This window comes from Pseudomonas sp. SL4(2022) (genome assembly GCF_026625725.1).
Lineage (GTDB): Bacteria > Pseudomonadota > Gammaproteobacteria > Pseudomonadales > Pseudomonadaceae > Aquipseudomonas.
The window spans coordinates 1,735,790-1,756,274 of record NZ_CP113060.1; the positions used below are offsets into that span (position 1 = coordinate 1,735,790).

Below are 20,485 nucleotides of genomic sequence, written 5' to 3' on the forward strand. Positions count from 1 at the left end.
CGGGGACCGCGAGGTCCCCGCTTGCTAACCCGATAGGTGTCAAATGGCAGGCGCAAAAGAGATTCGCAGCAAGATTGCGAGCATCAAAAGCACGCAGAAGATCACCAGCGCCATGGAAAAGGTGGCGGTCAGCAAAATGCGCAAAGCACAAATGCGCATGGCTGCTAGCCGTCCCTACGCGGAGCGTATCCGCCAGGTTATTGGTCATCTGGCCAACGCCAACCCGGAATACCGTCACCCGTTCATGATCGAGCGCGAAGTCAAGCGTGTAGGTTATGTCGTGGTGAGCTCGGACCGTGGTCTGTGTGGTGGTCTGAACACCAACCTGTTCAAGGCTCTGGTCAAGGACATGGCGAGCAATCGCGAGCAAGGCGTAGAGATCGATCTCTGCGTGGTTGGCAGCAAGGGTGCGGCGTTCTTCCGCAACTTTGGTGGCAACATCGTTGCTGCGATCAGCCACCTGGGCGAAGAACCGTCGATCAATGATCTGATCGGTAGCGTCAAGGTTATGCTCGATGCCTACCTCGATGGTCGCATCGATCGTTTGTCCGTGGTCTCGAACAAGTTCATCAATACCATGACGCAAAAGCCGACAGTGGAGCAGTTGATTCCGCTGGTGGCTGATCCGGATCAGGATCTCAAGCATCACTGGGATTACCTGTACGAACCCGACGCCAAGGAGCTGCTCGACGGCTTGATGGTGCGTTACGTGGAGTCGCAGGTGTACCAGGCGGTGGTCGAGAACAATGCGGCTGAACAAGCGGCCCGGATGATCGCGATGAAGAACGCCACCGATAACGCTGGCGATCTGATCAAAGACCTGCAGTTGGTTTACAACAAGGCACGTCAGGCAGCGATCACCCAGGAAATTTCGGAAATCGTCGGCGGCGCTGCCGCGGTTTAAGCACGGTTCAAATATTCAGAGGAACCAAAGATGAGTAGCGGACGTATCGTTCAAATCATCGGCGCCGTTATCGACGTGGAATTCCCGCGTGATCAAGTGCCGAGTGTTTATGAAGCGCTGAAAGTAGACGGCGCCGAAACCACCCTGGAAGTTCAGCAGCAGCTGGGCGACGGTGTGGTACGTACCATTGCGATGGGTTCGACCGAAGGCCTCAAGCGTGGCCTGAGCGTCGGCAGCACTGGCGCAGGTATCCAGGTACCGGTTGGGGTGAAAACCCTGGGCCGTATCATGGACGTGCTGGGCAACCCGATCGACGAAGCCGGCCCGATTGGCGAAGAAGAGCGTTGGGGCATTCACCGTGCCGCACCGACCTACGCCGAGCAAGCTGGCTCCAACGAGCTGCTGGAAACCGGCATCAAGGTTATCGACCTGGTTTGCCCGTTCGCCAAGGGCGGTAAAGTGGGTCTGTTCGGTGGTGCCGGTGTAGGCAAAACCGTAAACATGATGGAACTGATCCGTAACATCGCCATCGAGCACAGCGGTTATTCCGTGTTCGCCGGTGTGGGTGAGCGTACTCGTGAGGGTAACGACTTCTACCACGAGATGAAGGACTCCAACGTTCTCGACAAGGTAGCCCTGGTTTACGGTCAGATGAACGAGCCACCAGGCAACCGTCTGCGCGTAGCCCTGACCGGCCTGACCATGGCCGAGAAGTTCCGTGATGAAGGCCGTGATGTTCTGTTCTTCGTGGACAACATCTACCGTTACACCCTGGCCGGTACCGAAGTATCCGCACTGCTGGGCCGTATGCCTTCCGCGGTGGGTTACCAGCCGACCCTGGCCGAAGAAATGGGCGTTCTGCAAGAACGTATTACTTCGACCAAGACCGGTTCGATCACCTCGATCCAGGCCGTATACGTACCTGCGGACGACCTGACCGACCCAAGCCCGGCGACCACCTTCGCCCACTTGGACGCTACCGTTGTACTGTCCCGTGACATCGCTTCCCTGGGTATCTACCCAGCGGTCGATCCACTCGACTCGACGTCGCGCCAGCTGGACCCGATGGTTATCGGCCAGGATCACTACGACACCGCTCGTGGCGTGCAGTACGTTCTGCAGCGTTACAAAGAGCTGAAGGACATCATTGCGATTCTGGGTATGGACGAACTGTCCGAAGCAGACAAGCAACTGGTATCCCGTGCTCGTAAGATCCAGCGCTTCCTGTCCCAGCCGTTCTTCGTGGCCGAAGTCTTCACCGGTTCGCCAGGCAAGTACGTTTCCTTGAAGGACACCATTGCCGGCTTCAGCGGCATTCTGAAAGGTGACTACGATCATCTGCCAGAGCAGGCGTTCTACATGGTTGGCAGCATCGAAGAAGCTGTTGAGAAAGCGAAGAAACTGTAATCACCCGTGCGCCCGGCAACGGGCGCTTACGGTCTGTTTATCCGCGTAGTAGTGGCTAAGCAGATCGATACGTGAGGTTAGACATGGCTATGACAGTCCATTGCGACATCGTCAGCGCAGAAGGCGAGATCTTCTCCGGTCTGGTCGAGATGGTAATTGCGCACGGTAACCTGGGTGATATCGGTATCGCTCCAGGCCACGCGCCGCTGATCACCGACCTCAAACCGGGTCCGATTCGTCTGGTCAAACAGGGTGGCGAAGCCGAGGTGTTCTACATCTCCGGCGGCTTCCTCGAAGTTCAGCCGAGTGTGGTGAAAGTTCTCGCCGATACCGTGCAGCGTGCTGCCGATATCGATGAAGCTGCTGCTCAGGAAGCCCTTCGGGCTGCCGAGAAAGCCTTGAATGAGAAAGGCGCGGAGTTCGACTACGGCTCCGCTGCTGCTCACCTGGCCGAGGTCGCAGCTCAGCTGCGTACCGTTCAGCAGTTGCGCAAGAAGTTCGGCGGTTAATTCCGGCGCTTCATCGCAAACGAGTAAAAGGGTAGCCTTGGCTACCCTTTTTCTTTGCCTGCTGTTTTTACCTTTTCAGTGGGTCGGGCTAGGGATTTAGCCCGCCTTCGTCTGCCTGGAATCCGCTCTTATGTCACTCGATATCGTTATCCTCGCCGCCGGCCAAGGCACCCGTATGCGTTCGGCTTTGCCGAAAGTCCTGCACCCTATTGCCGGTAAACCCATGCTCGGGCATGTGATAGACACCGCCCGCCTGCTGAAACCGCAAGGCATTCATGTGGTCATCGGCCATGGCGCGGAACGGGTGCGCGAGCGACTGGCGGCGGATGATCTGAATTTCGTGCTGCAGAGCGAGCAGCTGGGCACCGGCCATGCGGTAGCCCAGGCGCTGCCGGCATTGAGCGCTGAGCGTGTGCTGATTCTCTACGGCGATGTGCCGCTGATCGAAGTGGAAACCCTGCAGCGTCTGCTGCAACAGGTCAGCGAGCAGCAGCTTGGATTGTTGACGGTCAATCTGAACGACCCGACTGGCTACGGCCGCATCGTGCGCGATGAGCACGGCGTGGTAAAGGCCATCGTCGAGCACAAGGACGCCAGCACCGAGCAGCGCCTGATCCGTGAAGGTAACACCGGCATCCTCGCCGTACCGGGGGAAAAACTGGGCGACTGGCTCGGTCGTCTGTCCAACAGCAACGCCCAGGGTGAGTACTACCTCACCGACGTGATCGCCATGGCCGTAGCCGATGGCCTGGTGGTCGCCACCGAGCAAGCGGCCGACGAGATGGAAGTGCTGGGTGCCAACGACCGTATCCAGCTTTCGCAGTTGGAGGGTCATTACCAGCAACGCTTCGCCAACCGTCTGATGGCGCAAGGCGTTACCCTGATCGATCCGTTCCGCTTCGATGTGCGGGGTGAAGTCAGCGTCGGCCGCGACATCACCATCGATATCAACGTAATCCTCGAAGGCAAGGTGGTGATTGAGGACGACGTACAGATCGGTCCCAACTGCGTGATCAAGAACTCGATTCTGCGCAAAGGCGCCATCGTCAAAGCCAACAGCCACCTGGAAGGCGCAGAAGTGGGTGAGGGTGCCGATTGTGGGCCGTTCGCGCGTCTGCGTCCGGGTTCGGTGCTGGGCGCTAAAGCCCATGTGGGTAACTTCGTCGAACTGAAGAACGCCAAGCTGGGTGAGGGCGCCAAGGCTGGCCACCTGAGCTACCTGGGCGACGCCGAAATCGGCGCGCGGACCAATATCGGTGCCGGCACCATCACCTGCAATTACGATGGCGCCAACAAGTTCAAGACCGTACTCGGTGAGGACGTGTTTATCGGTTCCAACAGCGCTTTGGTTGCTCCGGTGACGTTGGGTGATCGCGCCACCACCGGCGCCGGCTCGGTGATTACCGGCGATGTGCCGGATAACACCCTGGCCGTCGGCCGCGCCAAGCAGCGCAATATCGAAGGCTGGAAGCGTCCGACCAAGAAGACCTGATGGAGTTGGCAAGGATGCCGTTACGTAAACGCTGGATAATACCGACGCTGTTTCTGATCTGGGCCTTGCTGCCTGAGTGGCCGCAGATTCCGGTGCAAGGCGCCAGTCCCCGGGACTGGAATCCGCGCACTTTCTGGTTTGAACCCTGGGGCCGCTCCGGCGTGCACAAGGGCATCGACATCTTCGCCAAACGCGGCACGCCGGTGCGCGCCAGCAGTTATGGGGTGGTGCTGTTTCGCGGTGAGATCGCGCAGGGTGGCAAGGTGGTGGTCGCCCTCGGGCCGAAATGGCGCATTCATTATTACGCCCATCTGCAAACCATCGACGCCTACCCAGGCCAGCCGTTACTGGCGGGCAGTCAGCTGGGCACGGTTGGCGATACGGGGAACGCTCAGGGTAAACCGGCGCATTTGCATTACTCGATTGTCAGCCTGCTGCCGTTGCCTTGGCGGGCAGACGAGTCGACCCAAGGCTGGAAAAAGATGTTCTATCTGGACCCCAACCAGCTCCTGCAGACACGCTGAATTGGCCTGGCTGTAGCTGCCAGATGTCGATTCGCGCTTGACGAAAAAGCTTCATTAGGTTTTGATTCGCGCCAATATCTTTCGAATCGAAACTTATTATGTCGAAACGCAACACTCCGCAACGCCGTCACACTATTCTTGCCCTGCTCGCCGAGCAAGGCGAGGTGAGTGTTGACGAGTTGTCGAAAGCGTTCGCCACCTCGGAAGTGACCATTCGCAAAGACCTTGCTGCCCTGGAAAAAAGCGGCTTGCTGCTGCGTCGTTACGGCGGTGCTGTGCCCATGCCGCAGGAGCTGATCAGCGATATCCAGCCGATCTCCCAGTACAAGCAGGCCATTGCCCGTGCAGGGGTGGCGCGCATTCGCGAACATGCGCGGATCATCATCGACAGCGGCACCACCACTGCAGCGATGATCCCGCAACTCGGCCACAAGCCCGGCCTGGTGGTGATGACCAACTCGCTCAACGTGGCCCGCGCCATCAGCGAACTGGAGCATGAGCCGGTGCTGTTGATGACCGGAGGGACCTGGGACCCGCATTCTGAGTCGTTCCAGGGCCAGACCGCCGAGCAAGTGCTGCGTTCTTATGACTTCGACCAGCTGTTTATTGGCGCCGATGGCATCGACCTGAACCGTGGCACCACTACCTTCAATGAATTGCTCGGCCTGAGCCGGGTGATGGCGGACGTGGCCCGTGAAGTGGTGGTGATGGTCGAAAGCGACAAGATCGGTCGCAAGATCCCTAATCTGGAGCTGCCCTGGAGCAGCATCCACACCCTGATAACCGACGAGCGCCTCAGCCCCGAGGCCCGTGAACAATTGAGTGCACGCGGGATCAAGCTGATCTGCGCTGCGCTAGACGCCTGAGTTAAGGAGAGACATATGTGTGGCATCGTAGGTGCAATCGCGGAACGCAATATCACCGCCGTGCTGGTTGAAGGCCTCAAGCGCCTGGAATACCGCGGCTATGACAGTGCCGGTGTGGCGCTGCTGACTGAGCAGGGCAGCCTTGACCGCCGCCGCCGCGTGGGCAAGGTCAGCGAGCTGGAAAGCGCGCTGAGTGCAGAACCACTGGCCGGCCGTCTGGGTATCGCGCACACCCGCTGGGCGACCCATGGCGCACCGAGCGAGCGCAATGCCCACCCGCACTTCTCCGGCCATGATCTGGCCGTGGTGCACAACGGCATTATTGAAAATCACGAAGAACTGCGCACTGAACTCAAGGGCCTGGGCTATGTGTTCAGCTCCGATACCGACACTGAGGTGATCGTCCACCTGCTCGATCACATCCTCAAAACGCAAGCTGATCTGACTAACGCACTGAAACAGGCGGTCAAGCAACTGCACGGTGCCTACGGCCTGGCGGTGATCAGCGCGAAGCAGCCGGACCGCCTGCTCGCCGCTCGCAGCGGCAGCCCGCTGGTGATCGGTCTGGGCCTGGGTGAGAACTTCCTCGCGTCCGACCAGCTGGCTCTGCGTCAGGTCACCGACCGTTTCATGTACCTGGAAGAAGGTGATATCGCCGAAATCCAGCGCGACAGCGTGCAGATCTGGGATGTATCCGGCCAGCCGGTGGTACGCGAAAGTGTGCAGTACCACGAAGGTGCCGAGGCCGCCGACAAGGGCGAGTACCGCCACTTTATGCTCAAGGAGATCCACGAGCAGCCCAAGGTTGTGCAACGCACCCTGGAAGGCCGTCTGGGTTCTGACCACGTACTGGTTCAGGCCTTCGGTCCGCAGGCCGCCGAGCTGTTCGCCAAGGTGCGCAACGTGCAGATCGTCGCCTGCGGCACCAGTTACCACGCCGGTATGGTCGCCCGTTACTGGCTGGAAGGCCTGGCTGGCATCCCTTGCCAGATCGAAGTGGCCAGCGAGTTCCGCTACCGCAAGGTGGTGGTACAGCCGGATACCCTGTTTGTCAGCATTTCCCAGTCCGGTGAAACCGCCGACACCCTGGCCGCGCTGCGCAACGCCAAGGAGCATGCGCCTGGCCAGGGCGGCTACCTGGCCAGCCTGGCGATTTGCAACGTAGGCATCAGCTCCCTGGTGCGTGAATCCGACCTGACCCTGCTGACCCAGGCCGGCCCGGAAATTGGCGTGGCTTCGACCAAGGCCTTCACCACCCAGCTGGTCGCACTGATGCTGCTGACCCTGTCCCTCGGCCAGGTGCGTGGCACCCTGGATAAGGCCCTGGAAGCTGAACTGGTCGAAGAACTGCGCCGTCTGCCAACTCGCCTGGGTGAAGCCTTGGCGATGGACAGCGTGGTGGAGAAAGTCTCCGAATTGTTCGCCGAGAAGCACCATAGCCTGTTCCTCGGCCGTGGCGCGCAGTACCCGGTGGCGATGGAAGGCGCGCTCAAACTCAAGGAAATTTCCTATATCCACGCCGAAGCCTACCCGGCTGGCGAGCTCAAGCACGGCCCGCTGGCGTTGGTGGACAGCGACATGCCGGTGGTCACCGTGGCGCCGAACAACGAGCTGCTGGAAAAGCTCAAATCCAACCTGCAGGAAGTGCGCGCCCGCGGCGGCGAGCTGGTGGTGTTTGCTGACGAGCAGGCCGGCATGAGCAATGGCGAGGGCACCCATGTGGTGAACATGCCGCATATCCACGACGCCCTGGCGCCGATCCTCTACACCATTCCGCTGCAGCTGCTGTCCTACTACGTCGCCGTGCTCAAGGGCACCGACGTCGACCAGCCGCGCAACCTGGCCAAGAGCGTAACGGTTGAGTAAGCAGGAGCCAGCCGATGCGGCGTGAAGATCTAAAGAGCAAGCAGGCTCAAGGCGTGCTCTTTGATACCCATATCATCGCCAACCCGGCCAATACCCGGGAATGGATCGTGCTGTTGAAGAAAGGCGCAGGCACCAGCTTCTTTCTGGTCGATGACCAGGAGCAGGTGGAGTCCTTCGCCGATCTCAATGGGTTGATCGAGGAACTGCGTTTACTGGGGATCAAAGCTGCGGAGATTCATCTCTAGCAGCCTGTTAATCGTCTGCCGACCTGAACAGGTGCCGATGCTCAGCGTTATAAAGCGCTGAGTCGGCAAACTGTTCGGCATGCAGCACGCGGCCGACGAGGATCAGCGCCGTGCGGCGAAAGCCCTTGGCGCGCACCTGTTCCACGATGGTGGCGAGGGTGCCGCTGACCCAATCCTGATCCGGCCAGCTGGCGCGATGCACCACGGCAATCGGGCAATCCGCGCCGTAATGCGGCAGCAGCTCAGTGACGATCTTGCTCAGGTGCACCACGCCCAGGTGGATGGCCATGGTCGCGCCGTGGCGCGCCAGGTCGCCCAGCGCCTCGCCCTCGGGCATGTTCGACTTGCTCGCGTAGCGGGTGAGAATCAGCGTCTGCGACACCTCGGGCAGGGTCAGTTCGCTTTCCAGCAGGGCAGCACAGGCGGCCGTGGCCGTCACCCCTGGGATGATCTCGAAGGCGATGCCCAGCCGGCGCAGGTGGCGGATCTGCTCACCAATCGCGCCATACAGCGACGGGTCGCCGGAATGCACGCGGGCCACATCCTGGCCTTTGTCATCGGCCTGGCGGATCAGCTCGATGATTTCATCCAGATGCAGCTCGGCGGTGTTGATCACCTGTTCGGCGCTATGGCCCTGTAGTACCGCCTCGGGCACCAGCGAACCGGCATAGAGAATCACCGGGCAGCTGCGCAGCAGGCGTTGGCCTTTGACGGTGATCAGCTCGGGGTCGCCGGGGCCGGCGCCGATAAAGTAGACGGTCATGACAGATCCTTGGGTGCACTCGACGCCAGCGCGCAGGTGGCGCTGGCGTTGCGGGTTCTTTCGCCGAGCAGACGCGCCGGTTGGCCGCTCAGGTGTTCAGCCAGGGCCAGGGCGCAGGGTTCGGCGACGGCCGGGCTGCCGGTGGCGACCAGGGTCAGCGGCGAGCCTTGCACACCCTGCTGATAGGGTTGCAGTTCTTCGGCACTAAAGCAGCTCAACTGCAAACCGAGGCGCTGAGCCAGTGCCAGCAGGCCCGGCTCGCTCTGTTTGTGCGTGATGCTGGCCAGCCCCGCCAGGTTATCCACAGTCAGGCCATGCGCCTGCAGGCTGTGCAGCAGCAGGTTGAGTAAGTCCTCCACATTGCAGCCACTGCGGCAGCCCAACCCGGCGACCACCTGAACGGCGGCAGCGGGGCGAGTATGGGCAGGGCTGGACATCATCAAGGCGACTCGGTGTGTGCGGCGGCGTAGCTCAACATGGCGGCCGGCACCGGTCAACCGCGATTGACCGGCCGCCATGGCCTGCGTAGCCTTGTCGCGTTCGAGGTTCTTCGTGGGCATGCCCATGAAGCTAAGAGGGAACAAGGTTGATGCCTTGGCTGCCCCCGCAACTGTAAACGGTCCAAAGCCCTTCGATACACCACTGCCGTATGGCGGGAAGGTGAAGGGTCGCGCAATGCGCAGACCGTGAGCCAGGAGACCTGCCTCGTCACGTTTTCGACAACCGGGCGGGGTGATCCGGTGGTGTTGGCTGACGCCCCGTGGCTGTCATGTCTGTGCCACCTCCTGCTCGTCTTTCTTTCGACGTCACGCAGGACTCGCCATGCAAACCCTCGCCAAACTCCCCGTCACCATCGTTACCGGCTTTCTCGGCGCCGGCAAAACCACCCTGCTGCGGCATATGCTCGGCCATGCCGACGGGCGGCGTATCGCGGTGATCGTCAACGAGTTTGGCGAGCTGGGCATCGACGGCGAAATCCTCAAGCAGTGCTCCATCGGTTGCAGCGAAGAAGAAGCCAACGGGCGCATCTTCGAACTGGCCAACGGCTGCCTGTGCTGCACCGTGCAGGAAGAGTTCTTCCCGGTGATGCGCGAGCTGGTGGCACGTCGCGGCGAGCTCGACCATATCCTGATTGAAACGTCGGGTTTGGCCCTGCCCAAGCCACTGGTACAGGCCTTTAACTGGCCGGAAATCCGCAACGCCTGCACGGTGGATGCGGTGATCACCGTGGTCGACAGCCCGGCCGTGGCCGCAGGCACCTTCGCCGCCTTCCCCGATCAGGTCGATGCGCAGCGCAAGCTCGACCCCAATCTGGACCACGAATCGCCGCTGCACGAGCTATTCGCCGACCAACTGGCCAGCGCCGACCTGGTGATACTCAACAAGGCCGACCTGCTCGACGCCGCCGCCCTGGCGGCGGTGCGCGCGGAAGTGGCGGAAGAGCTGCCGCCCGCAGTGAAAATCATCGAAGCCCATGGCGGTGAGCTGCCGCTGGACGTGCTGCTGGGGCTGAACTGCGAGACCGAGCTGCATATCGAGGGCCGCAAGACCCACCATGACCTGGAAGGCCATGAAGACCACGATCACGACGAGTTCGCCTCGTTCCACGTGGAACTGCCTGAAGCCGAGGAAACGCGTTTGCTGCAAGCGCTGAAGGAGGCGGTCAGCAAACACGGCATCCTGCGCATCAAGGGTTTTGCGGCGATTCCCGGCAAGCCGATGCGCCTGCTGCTGCAAGGCGTCGGCCAGCGTTTCGATAAACACTTCGACCGCGCCTGGCAGGCCAATGAGCCGCGCATCACCCGCCTGGTGGTGATTGGCCAGACCCTGGATCAGGCCGCCATCGAAGCTGAGCTGCAAGCAGCGCTGGCCTAAATAGGTGGGAGGGGCTTTAGCCGCGACTAGGCCCGACCCCACCCACAAGAAGAGCGATCATGCATCTATTGCGCACCCAACCCGGCAGCCAGCTGCCGGTCGACAGCATTGCCGACCTCGGCCAGACCCCGGCCGAGCTGGTGATTCTGTGCACCGGCGATTCGCAGTTGTCGCTGTTGGCGGAGGTGGCGCGGCAGTTGCCGGCGGATTACCCGAGCCTGCGCCTGGCCAGTCCGGCGCAGCTGAGCAATCACGCCTCGGTGGACTTCTACGTCGAGCAGGTGTTGCAGCACGCCAAGGTCATCCTGATTTCCGTGCACGGCGGCGTCAGTTACTGGCGCTACGGCATCGAGCGCTTGGTCGAACTGGCCGAGCGCGGCGCGCAGGTCATCATGGTGCCGGGTTGCGACAACCCTGATCCAGAACTGATGGCGTTGAGTAGCGTGCCGCTGGCGGAGGCCGAGCGGCTCTGGCAGTTCCTGCGCCAGGGCGGTGCGGCCAATGCCCAGCAGCTGTTCAACTGCATCGCCAGCCACTGGTTGCAGCGTGACTACCCCTGGGGCGAACCGCAGCCGCTGCCGCGCGTGGGCCTGTATCACCCGCAGCTGAGCACCCCGAGCCTGGTCGATTGGCAAGCCCATTGGCAGGTCGGTGCGCCGGTGGCGGCGCTGCTGTTCTACCGCACCCAGGTGCAGGCGGCGAATACCGGGTTTATCGATGTGTTCTGCCAGCGCTTGCAGGCCCAGGGCCTTAATCCGCTGCCGATTGCCGTGGCCAGCCTCAAGGAAGCCGCCTGCCTGGCTCAGGTCGAGGACTGGCTGGACGAAGCCGATGCCCGTCTGATTATCAACACCACCGCCTTCGCCCTGTCTAACCCGGAAGCGCCGAGCGCACGACCTTTCCGCCGTGATATTCCGGTGCTGCAAGCCATTTGCGCGCTGGATAACCATGAGCAGTGGCAAGCCAATGCTCAAGGCTTGGGTTCGCGTGACTTGGCCATGCATATCGTGTTGCCCGAGCTGGACGGCCGCCTGATCACCCAGCCGATCAGCTTCAAGGGCCTGGCCTGGCGCAGTGAGCGCAGCCAGAGCGATGTGGTTTGTTACCAGCCGCATTTACCGGGGATGGATTTTGTCGCCGAACTGGCGCGCAACTGGGTCGCCCTGGCGCACAAACACAACGCCGACAAGCGCATCGCCCTGGTGCTGGCCAACTACCCGACCCGCGATGGGCGCATCGGCAATGGTGTTGGCCTGGATACCCCGGCGGCGGCGCTGAATATCCTCAAGGCGCTGCAACAGCAGGGCTACCCGGTTGCAGGGTTGCCCGACAGCGGTACCGCGCTGATCCACCAGTTGCTCGGCGGTGTGACCAATGAGTTGGACAGCCTCGACGCGCGGCCCTGCGCCCAGAGCCTCGCGCTGGATGAGTACCTGGCGTTCTTCCACAGTCTGCCGCAAGCCAACCAGCAGGCGGTGCGCGAGCGTTGGGGCGAGCCGCAGCAGGACCCGATGTTCCGCAGCGGGCGGCTGATGATCGCCGGCCTGCGTTTCGGCCTGACCTTTGTCGGCATCCAACCGGCCCGTGGTTATCAGCTGGATGCGGCGGCGGTATATCACGACCCCGATCTGGTGCCGCCCCATGGCTATCTGGCGTTCTACTGCTGGCTGCGAAAGGCCTTTGCCGCCGATGCAGTGATCCACGTCGGCAAGCACGGCAATCTGGAATGGCTGCCGGGCAAGAGCGTCGGGCTGTCTGAGGAGTGCTGGCCGAGCGCGATTCTCGGCCCGCTGCCGAATATCTACCCGTTTATCGTCAACGATCCGGGCGAGGGCGCCCAGGCCAAGCGCCGTACTCAGGCGGTGATCATCGATCACCTGATGCCGCCGCTGACTCGCGCGGAAAGCTACGGCCCGCTGCGCGATCTGGAGCGCCTGGCCGACGAGTACTACGAAGCCAGCCAACTCGACCTGCGTCGCGCCGCCGAATTGCGCGGCGAGATTCTGCTCAAGGTGCGCGAGGCCAGCCTCGACCGCGAGCTGGGCCTGCAACTCAATGAAGACCCCAACAGCTGGCTGCCGCAGCTCGACGCCTACCTGTGCGATTTAAAGGAATCGCAGATCCGCGATGGCCTGCATGTGTTTGGCGAATCACCGGCCGGTACCCTGCGCCGCGACACCTTGCTGGCCCTGCTGCGCATTCCCCGTGGCGACGGCCAGGGCGCCAACGCCAGCCTGCTGCGCGCCCTGGCCCGCGATCTGGAGCTGGGTTTCGATCCTCTCGACTGCGACATGGCTGCACCTTGGCTGGGGCCGCGCCCGGCGATGTTGCAGGGCCTGAGCGATGACAGCTGGCGCAGCGCCGGAGATGCCCGTGAACGCTTGGAGCTGCTGGCCTTGCAGTTGATTAGCGCGGCGGATTTTGAACCCGTTGGTGCGGAAAGCACCCAGGTGTTGCAACGCCTGCGTGAACAGATCGCACCGCTGCTGGATGCCTGCGGTCCGGCCGAAATGCACGGCCTGTTATCGGCGCTAAACGGGCGCTTTGTCCCCGCCGGGCCGAGTGGCGCGCCGAGTCGCGGCCGCCTGGATGTGCTGCCCACCGGGCGCAATTTCTACAGCGTCGATGTGCGCAACCTGCCGACGCCGACCGCCTGGCGTATCGGCGTGCAGGCGGCGGACCGGCTGCTGGAGCGGCATCTGCAGGACCACGGCGACCACCTGCGTCAGCTCGGTCTGTCGATGTGGGGCACGGCGACCATGCGCACTGGCGGCGACGATATGGCCCAGGCTCTGGCGCTGATGGGCGTGCGCCCGGTGTGGCAGGCCGGCAGCCAGCGCGTTGAGCGTTTCGAGGTGCTGCCGCTGGCGCAACTCGGCCGCCCACGGGTGGACGTGACCCTGCGCGTGTCCGGCTTCTTCCGCGATGCCTTTAGCAACCTGATTCGTCTGTTCGATGACGCGGTGCAGGCGGTGGTGGATCTCGATGAGCCGGAAGACATGAACCCGCTGTCGGCGCGGGTCTGGCGCGAATCCCTGACCCTGCAGGACAGCGGCCTGGATGAGGCCGAGGCGCGCCAGCAAGCCGGCTGGCGAGTGTTCGGCTCCAAACCGGGGGCCTATGGTGCGGGCGTGCAGAACGCCATCGAAGAGCGCCTGTGGCAAACCCGCGAGGACCTGGCCGAGGTCTACCTGAACTGGGGCGGCTACGCCTACGGCACCCATAGCGAAGGCACCCCGGCGCGCGCGCAGTTCGCCGAGCGCCTGGAACAGATGCAGGCGGTGCTGCACAACCAGGACAACCGCGAGCACGACATCCTCGATTCCAACGACTACTACCAGTTCCAGGGCGGCATGCTCGCGGCGGTGGAAACCCTGCGCGGCGCTAAGGTGGCCAGCTATCACGGCGACAACAGCCAGCCGGATACGCCGCGCATCCGCACCCTGAAGGAAGAACTCAACCGCGTGGTGCGCGCCCGTGCGGCCAACCCCAAGTGGATCGACGGCATGAAGCGCCACGGCTACAAGGGCGCGTTCGAGCTGGCGGCGACCATCGACTATTTGTTCGCCTTCGACGCCACCAGCGAGCTGGTCGACGACCACCAGTACGCACTGCTCACCGATGCCTATTTGCTCGACAAAGACACCCGCGACTTTATCCAGCAGCACAACCCCGGCGCCCTGCAGGACATCCTCGAACGCCTACTCGAAGCCCAGCAGCGCGGCCTCTGGCAAGATCCCGGCGAGTACCGCGAAGCGTTGGAAAACCTGCTGATTGATAGCGAAGAATCCTAGAGAGCCTGCCATGACCGATAGCCACTTCCCCCTCGCTGCCGTGGTCGCCGCCGATGACCTGAAACTGGCGCTGTGCCTGGCGGCTATCGACCCGGCGATTGGCGGCGTGCTGATCGAAGGCCCGCGCGGCATGGCCAAATCGACCTTGGCCCGTGGCCTGGCCGATCTGCTCGCCAGCGGCACCTTTGTCACCCTGCCACTGGGCGCGAGCGAAGAGCGCATCGTCGGCACCCTCGATCTGGACGCCGCCCTGGGTGAGGGGCGCGCACAGTTTTCTCCCGGCCTGCTGGCCAAGGCCAATGGCGGCGTTTTGTACGTCGATGAGGTCAATCTGCTGCCCGATCATCTGGTCGACCTGCTTCTGGATGCCGCCGCCAGCGGGGTCAACCATATCGAGCGCGACGGTATTTCCCATCGGCATGCCGCGCGTTTTGTGCTGATCGGCACCATGAACGCGGAAGAGGGCGAGTTGCGCCCGCAGTTGCTCGATCGCTTCGGCCTTAACCTGGCCCTGGACGCCCAGCCGCAACCGGCCCAGCGCGCCGAGATCGTCCGTCGCCGCCTGGCCTTCGATGCCGACCCGCAGGCCTTTCTGCAGCGCTGGCAAACCCAGCAGGACGCGCTGCGTGAACGCTGCCAGAACGCCCGTGCGCGGCTGGCGGCTATTCCCCTGGATGACTCCGCCCTTGAGCAGATCAGCCAGCGCTGCTTCGCCGCCGCCGTCGATGGCCTGCGCGCCGATCTGGTCTGGTTGCGCGCGGCCCGTGCCCATGCCGCCTGGCGCGGTGCGCAACACATTGAATCGGTGGATATCGATGTGGTGGAAGACTTCGTTCTGCGTCATCGTCGCCGCCACAATCCGCCGCCTGCCGCGCAACCCCCGCAGCCGCAACCCGACAACAGCGCCGCCAGTGAGCAGCCACAAGCGCCGCAAGGTGAGGGCCAGTGGGGCGAATTGCCCGCTCAGGTGCAGAGCCTCGGCGTCCGGCGTGAACCGCCGCGCTGGACAAAAAAGCCCTAGGCATCCGCCCGCGCACAGCCCCAGACGCGGATGCCCGGGCCGCTCCCGGCACACTCGGCAATGGTCGCAACGGTGCCAGTCGCAGTGGTGCGTCAGGGCGTATCGATTGGCCGGTGAGCCTGCTTAACGGTCGCCCGCGTACTCGACAGGATCTCGTGTTGCGCCCGCGCAGCGCCAAGCCTGCGGAGCTGTGGCTGGTGATCGTCGACGCCTCGGCCTCGACCCGCCGGCATGGCGCGCTGAGCAAAGCCAAAGGCCTGCTCAGTGAGGTGTTCGAGCAGGCCCGCCGGCAACGGGCGCGCCTGGCTGTGCTGCACGCCACCGGCCGCCAGGCGCAATGGCTCTGGCAAGGGCAGAAAGCCTCCCAAGCTTTGCAAGATTGGCTCGCCGAGCTGGGCGCGGGCGGCGGCACGCCGCTGTTTGCTGCTTTGCAGCAGGCTGCCGACTGGCAGGCGCGGCGGCAGCGCCTGCACCCGGCTGAGCGTCAGCGTTTATTGATCATTACCGATGGCCGCCTGCTCGATTGGCCGACGTTAACCCCGAGCGCCTGCCCGGCGCTGCTGGTGGATATCGAAAGCGCGCCGATCCGCCTCGGCCGCGCGCGTCAGCTGGCGGATGAGCTGGGCGCCGACTACCGACATATTGATTCGCTGCCGCTGTTAGCCGGCAGCCTGGAGACCGCTTTATGAAAACCCTGTTGATCATCGGCATCGGTGCCGGCGACCCGGACTACCTGACCGTGCAGGCGATCAACGCCCTTAACCGCACGGACGTGTTCTTCCTGATGGACAAGGGCAGCGCCAAAGACAGCTTGATCGGCCTGCGCAAGACCATCTGCGAGCGCTTTATCCAGGGCCGCGATTACCGCTTTGTCAGCGCCGATTGCCCGGAGCGGGTGCGCGATGTGCCGGACTATCGCGGCAGCGTGGTCGACCTCAATCAGGACAAACAGCAGGTGTTCGAAGGCATGATTCGCGAGCAGATGCGCGATGGCGAAACCGGCGCTTTTCTGGTCTGGGGCGACCCGGCGCTGTACGACAGCACCCTGCGTATCGTCGAACAGATCGTGGCCAACAGCAGCGAACAAATTGCGTACGAAGTGATCCCTGGCATCACCAGCCTGCAAGCCCTGGCGGCCAAGCATAAGGTTTGCTTTAACAGCATCGGCCAGGCCTTCCAGATCACCCCGGCGCGCCGCCTGGCCGAAGACGGCTTTCCGGATGGGCTGGACAGCGTGCTGGTGATGCTCGACGCCCAGGACACCTACCAACGCTTTGTCGAGCAAGCCATGCACATCTACTGGGGTGCCTATATAGGCACTCCGGACGAAGTGCTGATCGCCGGCCCGCTGAGTGAGGTCGCCGACACCATCCGCACCCGCCGCGCCGAACTGCGCGAACAGCACGGGTGGATTATGGATAGTTATTTGCTGCGCAAACTGGAAAAGGAGGGGCCTTGAGGTGCAGGGTGGACAAGCAAGTGTCCACCCTGCAGTGTGAATCAATTATTTTGTGGCTTTCTGCGTGTCTCCCGCAGTTACCACAACCGGTATGCTCGAATAGGTTCCTGCACGCCATGTCTTCAGCGTGATAGATGAACCAATAGCCGCCTTGACGACTTGAATCCGGAAATCCTCGGAGTCGGCAACAGGCTGGTCGCCGACAGCAATCACGATGTCCCAGGGCAACATTCCCGCTTGCTGGGCTGGACTGCCTGGCAGAGTGGAGACAACCACTACTCCACTTGTTGGATAGGATCTAAGCTGCGCCAGCTGCGGGTCGACGGTACTAATACTCATGCCAATTTTGCCCCATGGGAAATTGGCGCGCTGGCAGCCTTTGTCAAACCATGCCTGGTTGGCTAATGCTTTGCGGGTTGTTCCGACCTGCTTCCAAACGGGATCCCCGCTTGTCTCATAGGCATGAGCATCTGTAAGCGACACTTCAATGTACTCGCATGACTTGTGGCGATAGCGCTCAGGAGTCTCCAGGGTCAGCGTCTTGGTTCCGTTCATGGCCAAAGCATCGGGCGATGAGGATGCTACGGTGGGCGCAGGGCTTGATGCTGCGGCTGAAGCTGGAGCGATCGTTTCTCCATCGGGGCCCATAACCGCAGAGGCTACATAGGCTCCCGCCGCCATCTCGGCAACTGGCGCTAACATCCCGACATCGGCACCCATCATGGAGGCAGCAAGGGCTGCACCCCCCACCGCGTTATCGCCGGCGCAGCCAGCCAAGCCCATGAAAGACGCGGCGATGGCAAGACCAGCACTGTATTTAATAACGCCACTCATGCATCGATACTCCCTGTTAGTCACGTGAACTCGTTCAGCGTAATGGTATAGCGCCTCAACTTTGCGCTGTCAGCCCCCAACGCGGGTGCGGCTCAACCCATCCTACGTTCTGGTCGCCGGGCCGCTAAGCGAGGTCGCCGAGATTATCCGCAGCCGCCGTGCGGAGCTGCGTGAGCAGCATGGATGGATTATGGATAGCTAGTTATTGCGTAAGGGGTAATGGCGGGCACTTGATGGGTAAGCAAAGCGTTGCCCACCAGCAGATCTCCAAGCTACTTGCTGAGCGCTGGTGCGTCCTCTCCACGGGTCGGGCGCAGGGTCGGTGTGTCGTCCGCCAGCAACGTGCGCGCCGCCGGATCGGTGGCCAGCAGGCTGTATTGGTGCAGGCTGAGGAAACGTCCGTTTTTGTACTCCACATCCCGCAGAGTTCCCTCAAGTACAAAGCCAAGCCGCTCCAGCAAGCGGCCGCTGGCGGGGTTTTCTGGCTCGACATCGGCGTGGATGCGGTGCACGTCGAGGGTGCCCAAGGCAAAGCGCAGGATGGTGGGCAGGCAGTCTTGCATCAGCCCCCGCCCCCAGTACTCCGGCATCAGCCAGTAGCCGATGTCCAGGCAGCGGTCGGTGTAGGAACCTTCATTGAAGCCACAGGCGCCCACTAGCTCATCTCTCCCCGGCAAGGCGATGCCCCACCAGATGCCCCGGCGCTCTTCCAGCAACGCGTCGTACCAACGCATCTGCTCGTCTGTCGCTTCGAGGCTGTCGTAAGACACTCCGTAGTGGGCAATCACCTGCGGGTGGGATAGCCCAGTGAAAATCGCATTGACGTCACGGCGCTGAATCCGCCGCAGCGTGCAGCGGGGCAGGCAGAATTCGGGAAACTCGTCAGGAAGGTACTTCATGGTCCGACTCATAGGACTAGATCAGTGCCAGTATGCTCGCAGCAAAGGGTACAGGAGCACAGGGACAGCTAGGCGGGGGTTGGGTGGTACAGAGACGAACAAAGTGGGACAAGGAATAAAGTGGCACAGATTTATTTACCGCTGTCAGGCGGCTGCTGGGCGTTTTCCGCCCAGCGCTTGAGTCTCGTAGGATGGGTTGAGCGCAGCGATACCCATGCTGCTGCAAGCCCATCATTTATGAACCGTAAAAACCCTGATGGGTATCGCACGCTCAACCCGTCCTACGTTTGTTACGTCTGTGGGTAGCTGCGCGGCGTATACACCCACTCCCCACCCTCGGCACGGGGGAAGCGGCAGGTTTGGCTGGAACCGATAATCACCAGGGTGCGCATATCAACCATCTCTGGCGTCAGTTCGCCCAGGGTGAGGGTGCGCAGGGTTTCGCCGGGGCGGCCGATGTCGCGGCCCAGTACCACCAAGGTTTCCGGGGTGCGCTGCTGGCGGACGATATCCAGCGCGCTGCCGAGCTGCCAGGGGCGGGCTTTGGAGATGGGGTTGTAGAAGGCCATCACCAGGTCGGCGGCGGCGGCGTGGGCCAGGCGTTTTTCGATAATCGCCCAGGGCTTGAGGTTGTCCGACAGGGAGATCAGGCAGAAGTCGTGGCCCAGCGGCGCGCCGGCTTTGGCGGCGGTGGCCAGCGCAGCGGAAACGCCGGGGAACACCTGTAGGTCGACCCGCTGCCATTCGGCGTCGGTCGATTCATGCAGGGCTTCCAGCACGGCGGCGGCCATGGCGAAGACGCCGGGGTCGCCGGACGACACCATCACCACGCGCCGGCCGCTGGCGGCCAGTGCAAAGGCATGGCGGGCGCGCTGCATTTCTTCGCGGTTATCGGTGCAATGGCGCACCTGCTCCGGGCGCAGCGGGCCGGCCATCTTGATATAGGTTTCGTAGCCGAGCAGGTCCTGCGCCTCATCCAGCGCCTGGCGCGCAGCGGGCACCATAAATTCGGCGGCGCCGGGGCCGAGGCCGATCACCGTCAGGCGGCCACGGGGGCGGCCGAGTTGGCTGGCATCGATGGGTGCTGCGGCCAGCAGCAGGCGCAGGTTGGCGTGCTGACTGTGCAGCGGCGGCAGTTGCTGCGCGTCGTCGATAAAACGCAGCGGCAAGTTGAGCTGTGCGGCGGCGGCGTGCAGGCCGGCGTTGGCCATCAACTCTGGTGCGGCCAGCAGACAGGCCAGGCTTTGCGCGGCCAGGTTGCTGGCTTGTAGCGCCTGTTGCAGTTCGCTGAGTAAGTCGGCGCTGGCGCGGTCGATCCATACGGCGACCTGCTGCGGGTGGATCAGCAGTTCATCGGCATTCGCCGCTCGACTGTGCGGGCTGATATGGATCACCCGTGCGGCGTCGTCAGTCACCGGCAGCTTGGCCTGGATCAGCCAGGGCGCGTCACCTTCGATACGCACGGCCTGGCCGCCGAGCAGGTCGCTGACAAAGCCTTTGCCTTGCTCAAGATCGGCCAACACATAGCCAGCGGGCGGCTCGAGCAGGCAGGTGCCAAAACGCAGTTCGCCGCTGGTGGTGATCGCCGCGCTGACCTGCAGGTGCGCGGCCAACTCACGCGCCATGCGGTTGACCCCGCCCAAGCCGCCAAGCAGCGGCACCACGGCGCTGCCATCTTCGGCCACGGCCAGCACCGGCGGCTCGCGGTCTTTCTCGCCGAGCACAGCGGCCAAACTGCGAATCACGATGCCGGCGGCGCACAGCACGATCAGCGGCGTGCCGGTGCGGTAGAGCGCACGCAGGTTATCGCCGAAATCCTCATAGGTGCGCTCAACGTCTGTCACTCGGCTGCCCTGGCCGTGGATCTCAGCCTGCGGATACCGCGCCTGGATGCGCCGCGCGCAGGGCAGAGCAGAGGGGCCGAGGATGATGATGGCGGGAGCGGCGGTCATAAGGTGTTCCAGGCTACGGTGAGTGGGCTGTGCGATGGCGCTTTTGTGGGCGTGGCCGGGGGGCGATCCGCTTTA

Annotated in this window: 18 protein-coding genes and 1 riboswitch; of the genes, 13 read left to right on the plus strand and 5 right to left on the minus strand. The window is 62.7% G+C overall.

Going from position 1 to position 20,485, the window contains the following annotated elements:
- Positions 1-43: 43 nt before the first annotated feature.
- From atpG to OU997_RS08400, 8 genes are all read left to right on the plus strand, one after another.
- On the plus strand, positions 44-904 hold the full coding sequence (gene atpG / locus OU997_RS08365) for a F0F1 ATP synthase subunit gamma (protein WP_108486388.1): 861 nt from the start codon (positions 44-46) through the stop codon (positions 902-904).
- A gap of 30 nt (positions 905-934) precedes the next feature.
- Positions 935-2,311 carry a F0F1 ATP synthase subunit beta gene (atpD, locus tag OU997_RS08370; RefSeq protein ID WP_108486389.1) on the plus strand — a complete coding sequence of 459 codons (1,377 nt, stop codon included), beginning with the start codon at positions 935-937 and terminating at the stop codon, positions 2,309-2,311.
- An 83-nt stretch (positions 2,312-2,394) separates the two neighbouring features.
- Complete coding sequence (locus OU997_RS08375; RefSeq protein WP_108486390.1) at positions 2,395-2,820, plus strand: F0F1 ATP synthase subunit epsilon; 426 nt, start codon at positions 2,395-2,397, stop codon at positions 2,818-2,820.
- A gap of 130 nt (positions 2,821-2,950) precedes the next feature.
- Positions 2,951-4,312: a bifunctional UDP-N-acetylglucosamine diphosphorylase/glucosamine-1-phosphate N-acetyltransferase GlmU gene (gene glmU / locus OU997_RS08380; protein WP_108486391.1), complete on the plus strand. Its 1,362-nt coding sequence runs from the start codon at positions 2,951-2,953 to the stop codon at positions 4,310-4,312.
- A 14-nt stretch (positions 4,313-4,326) separates the two neighbouring features.
- Positions 4,327-4,836: a M23 family metallopeptidase gene (locus OU997_RS08385; RefSeq protein ID WP_267809631.1), complete on the plus strand. Its 510-nt coding sequence runs from the start codon at positions 4,327-4,329 to the stop codon at positions 4,834-4,836.
- A gap of 95 nt (positions 4,837-4,931) precedes the next feature.
- Positions 4,932-5,702, plus strand: a complete 771-nt coding sequence (locus OU997_RS08390; RefSeq protein WP_267809875.1) for a DeoR/GlpR family DNA-binding transcription regulator — start codon at positions 4,932-4,934, stop codon at positions 5,700-5,702.
- 15 nt (positions 5,703-5,717) lie between these two features.
- Positions 5,718-7,568 carry a glutamine--fructose-6-phosphate transaminase (isomerizing) gene (gene glmS, locus OU997_RS08395; RefSeq protein WP_108486394.1) on the plus strand — a complete coding sequence of 617 codons (1,851 nt, stop codon included), beginning with the start codon at positions 5,718-5,720 and terminating at the stop codon, positions 7,566-7,568.
- Between the two features lie 14 nt (positions 7,569-7,582).
- Positions 7,583-7,813 (plus strand): hypothetical protein, encoded by a 231-nt coding sequence (locus tag OU997_RS08400; RefSeq protein ID WP_267809632.1) that lies wholly within the window; start codon positions 7,583-7,585, stop codon positions 7,811-7,813.
- Positions 7,814-7,820: 7 nt separating this feature from the next.
- Here OU997_RS08400 and cobM read toward each other — a convergent pair whose 3' ends face one another.
- The gene (gene cobM, locus OU997_RS08405) at positions 7,821-8,576 is read right to left on the minus strand and encodes a precorrin-4 C(11)-methyltransferase (RefSeq protein WP_108486396.1); all 756 of its coding nucleotides are present in this window, start codon (positions 8,574-8,576) and stop codon (positions 7,821-7,823) included.
- Positions 8,573-9,136, minus strand: coding sequence for a cobalamin biosynthesis protein (locus OU997_RS08410; RefSeq protein WP_267809633.1), 564 nt, complete (start codon positions 9,134-9,136; stop codon positions 8,573-8,575). The genes cobM and OU997_RS08410 overlap by 4 nt, the downstream gene beginning before the upstream one ends.
- Positions 9,103-9,299, plus strand: a riboswitch (cobalamin riboswitch). Its footprint overlaps the gene before it by 34 nt.
- A 99-nt stretch (positions 9,300-9,398) precedes the next feature.
- Here OU997_RS08410 and cobW point away from each other — a divergent pair.
- Genes cobW through cobF form a run of 5 tightly spaced genes read left to right on the plus strand, consistent with a single transcriptional unit; the run spans position 9,399 to position 16,725 of the window.
- Positions 9,399-10,451 carry a cobalamin biosynthesis protein CobW gene (gene cobW, locus OU997_RS08415; RefSeq protein WP_267809634.1) on the plus strand — a complete coding sequence of 351 codons (1,053 nt, stop codon included), beginning with the start codon at positions 9,399-9,401 and terminating at the stop codon, positions 10,449-10,451.
- A 59-nt stretch (positions 10,452-10,510) separates the two neighbouring features.
- Positions 10,511-14,245: a cobaltochelatase subunit CobN gene (cobN, locus tag OU997_RS08420; protein ID WP_267809635.1), complete on the plus strand. Its 3,735-nt coding sequence runs from the start codon at positions 10,511-10,513 to the stop codon at positions 14,243-14,245.
- Positions 14,246-14,255: 10 nt separating this feature from the next.
- Positions 14,256-15,266: an ATP-binding protein gene (locus OU997_RS08425; protein ID WP_267809636.1), complete on the plus strand. Its 1,011-nt coding sequence runs from the start codon at positions 14,256-14,258 to the stop codon at positions 15,264-15,266.
- A gap of 2 nt (positions 15,267-15,268) precedes the next feature.
- Entirely contained in the window at positions 15,269-15,955 is a 687-nt protein-coding gene (locus tag OU997_RS08430; protein WP_267809876.1) for a vWA domain-containing protein, read from the plus strand.
- Entirely contained in the window at positions 15,952-16,725 is a 774-nt protein-coding gene (gene cobF, locus OU997_RS08435) for a precorrin-6A synthase (deacetylating) (protein ID WP_267809637.1), read from the plus strand. The genes OU997_RS08430 and cobF overlap by 4 nt, the downstream gene beginning before the upstream one ends.
- A gap of 45 nt (positions 16,726-16,770) precedes the next feature.
- Here cobF and OU997_RS08440 read toward each other — a convergent pair whose 3' ends face one another.
- The 3 genes from OU997_RS08440 to cobJ form a co-directional block, all read right to left on the minus strand.
- Entirely contained in the window at positions 16,771-17,559 is a 789-nt protein-coding gene (locus OU997_RS08440; protein ID WP_267809638.1) for a PDZ domain-containing protein, read from the minus strand.
- 272 nt (positions 17,560-17,831) lie between these two features.
- Positions 17,832-18,458, minus strand: a complete 627-nt coding sequence (locus OU997_RS08450) for a GNAT family N-acetyltransferase (protein ID WP_267809639.1) — start codon at positions 18,456-18,458, stop codon at positions 17,832-17,834.
- 290 nt (positions 18,459-18,748) lie between these two features.
- Entirely contained in the window at positions 18,749-20,410 is a 1,662-nt protein-coding gene (gene cobJ, locus OU997_RS08455; protein WP_267809640.1) for a precorrin-3B C(17)-methyltransferase, read from the minus strand.
- Positions 20,411-20,485: the final 75 nt, after the last annotated feature.

What these genes read in the sequence shown, in the direction of transcription:
- OU997_RS08400 (WP_267809632.1), top strand. Translation starts at nt 7,583, where the DNA reads ATGCGGCGTGAAGATCTAAAGAGCAAGCAGGCTCAAGGCGTGCTCTTT.
- OU997_RS08450 (WP_267809639.1), bottom strand. Translation starts at nt 18,458, where the DNA reads ATGAAGTACCTTCCTGACGAGTTTCCCGAATTCTGCCTGCCCCGCTGC.
- atpG (WP_108486388.1), top strand. Translation starts at nt 44, where the DNA reads ATGGCAGGCGCAAAAGAGATTCGCAGCAAGATTGCGAGCATCAAAAGC.
- glmS (WP_108486394.1), top strand. Translation starts at nt 5,718, where the DNA reads ATGTGTGGCATCGTAGGTGCAATCGCGGAACGCAATATCACCGCCGTG.
- cobF (WP_267809637.1), top strand. Translation starts at nt 15,952, where the DNA reads ATGAAAACCCTGTTGATCATCGGCATCGGTGCCGGCGACCCGGACTAC.
- OU997_RS08375 (WP_108486390.1), top strand. Translation starts at nt 2,395, where the DNA reads ATGGCTATGACAGTCCATTGCGACATCGTCAGCGCAGAAGGCGAGATC.
- atpD (WP_108486389.1), top strand. Translation starts at nt 935, where the DNA reads ATGAGTAGCGGACGTATCGTTCAAATCATCGGCGCCGTTATCGACGTG.
- cobN (WP_267809635.1), top strand. Translation starts at nt 10,511, where the DNA reads ATGCATCTATTGCGCACCCAACCCGGCAGCCAGCTGCCGGTCGACAGC.
- OU997_RS08425 (WP_267809636.1), top strand. Translation starts at nt 14,256, where the DNA reads ATGACCGATAGCCACTTCCCCCTCGCTGCCGTGGTCGCCGCCGATGAC.
- cobJ (WP_267809640.1), bottom strand. Translation starts at nt 20,410, where the DNA reads ATGACCGCCGCTCCCGCCATCATCATCCTCGGCCCCTCTGCTCTGCCC.
- glmU (WP_108486391.1), top strand. Translation starts at nt 2,951, where the DNA reads ATGTCACTCGATATCGTTATCCTCGCCGCCGGCCAAGGCACCCGTATG.
- OU997_RS08385 (WP_267809631.1), top strand. Translation starts at nt 4,327, where the DNA reads ATGCCGTTACGTAAACGCTGGATAATACCGACGCTGTTTCTGATCTGG.
- cobM (WP_108486396.1), bottom strand. Translation starts at nt 8,576, where the DNA reads ATGACCGTCTACTTTATCGGCGCCGGCCCCGGCGACCCCGAGCTGATC.
- OU997_RS08440 (WP_267809638.1), bottom strand. Translation starts at nt 17,559, where the DNA reads ATGAGTGGCGTTATTAAATACAGTGCTGGTCTTGCCATCGCCGCGTCT.
- OU997_RS08410 (WP_267809633.1), bottom strand. Translation starts at nt 9,136, where the DNA reads ATGCCCACGAAGAACCTCGAACGCGACAAGGCTACGCAGGCCATGGCG.
- cobW (WP_267809634.1), top strand. Translation starts at nt 9,399, where the DNA reads ATGCAAACCCTCGCCAAACTCCCCGTCACCATCGTTACCGGCTTTCTC.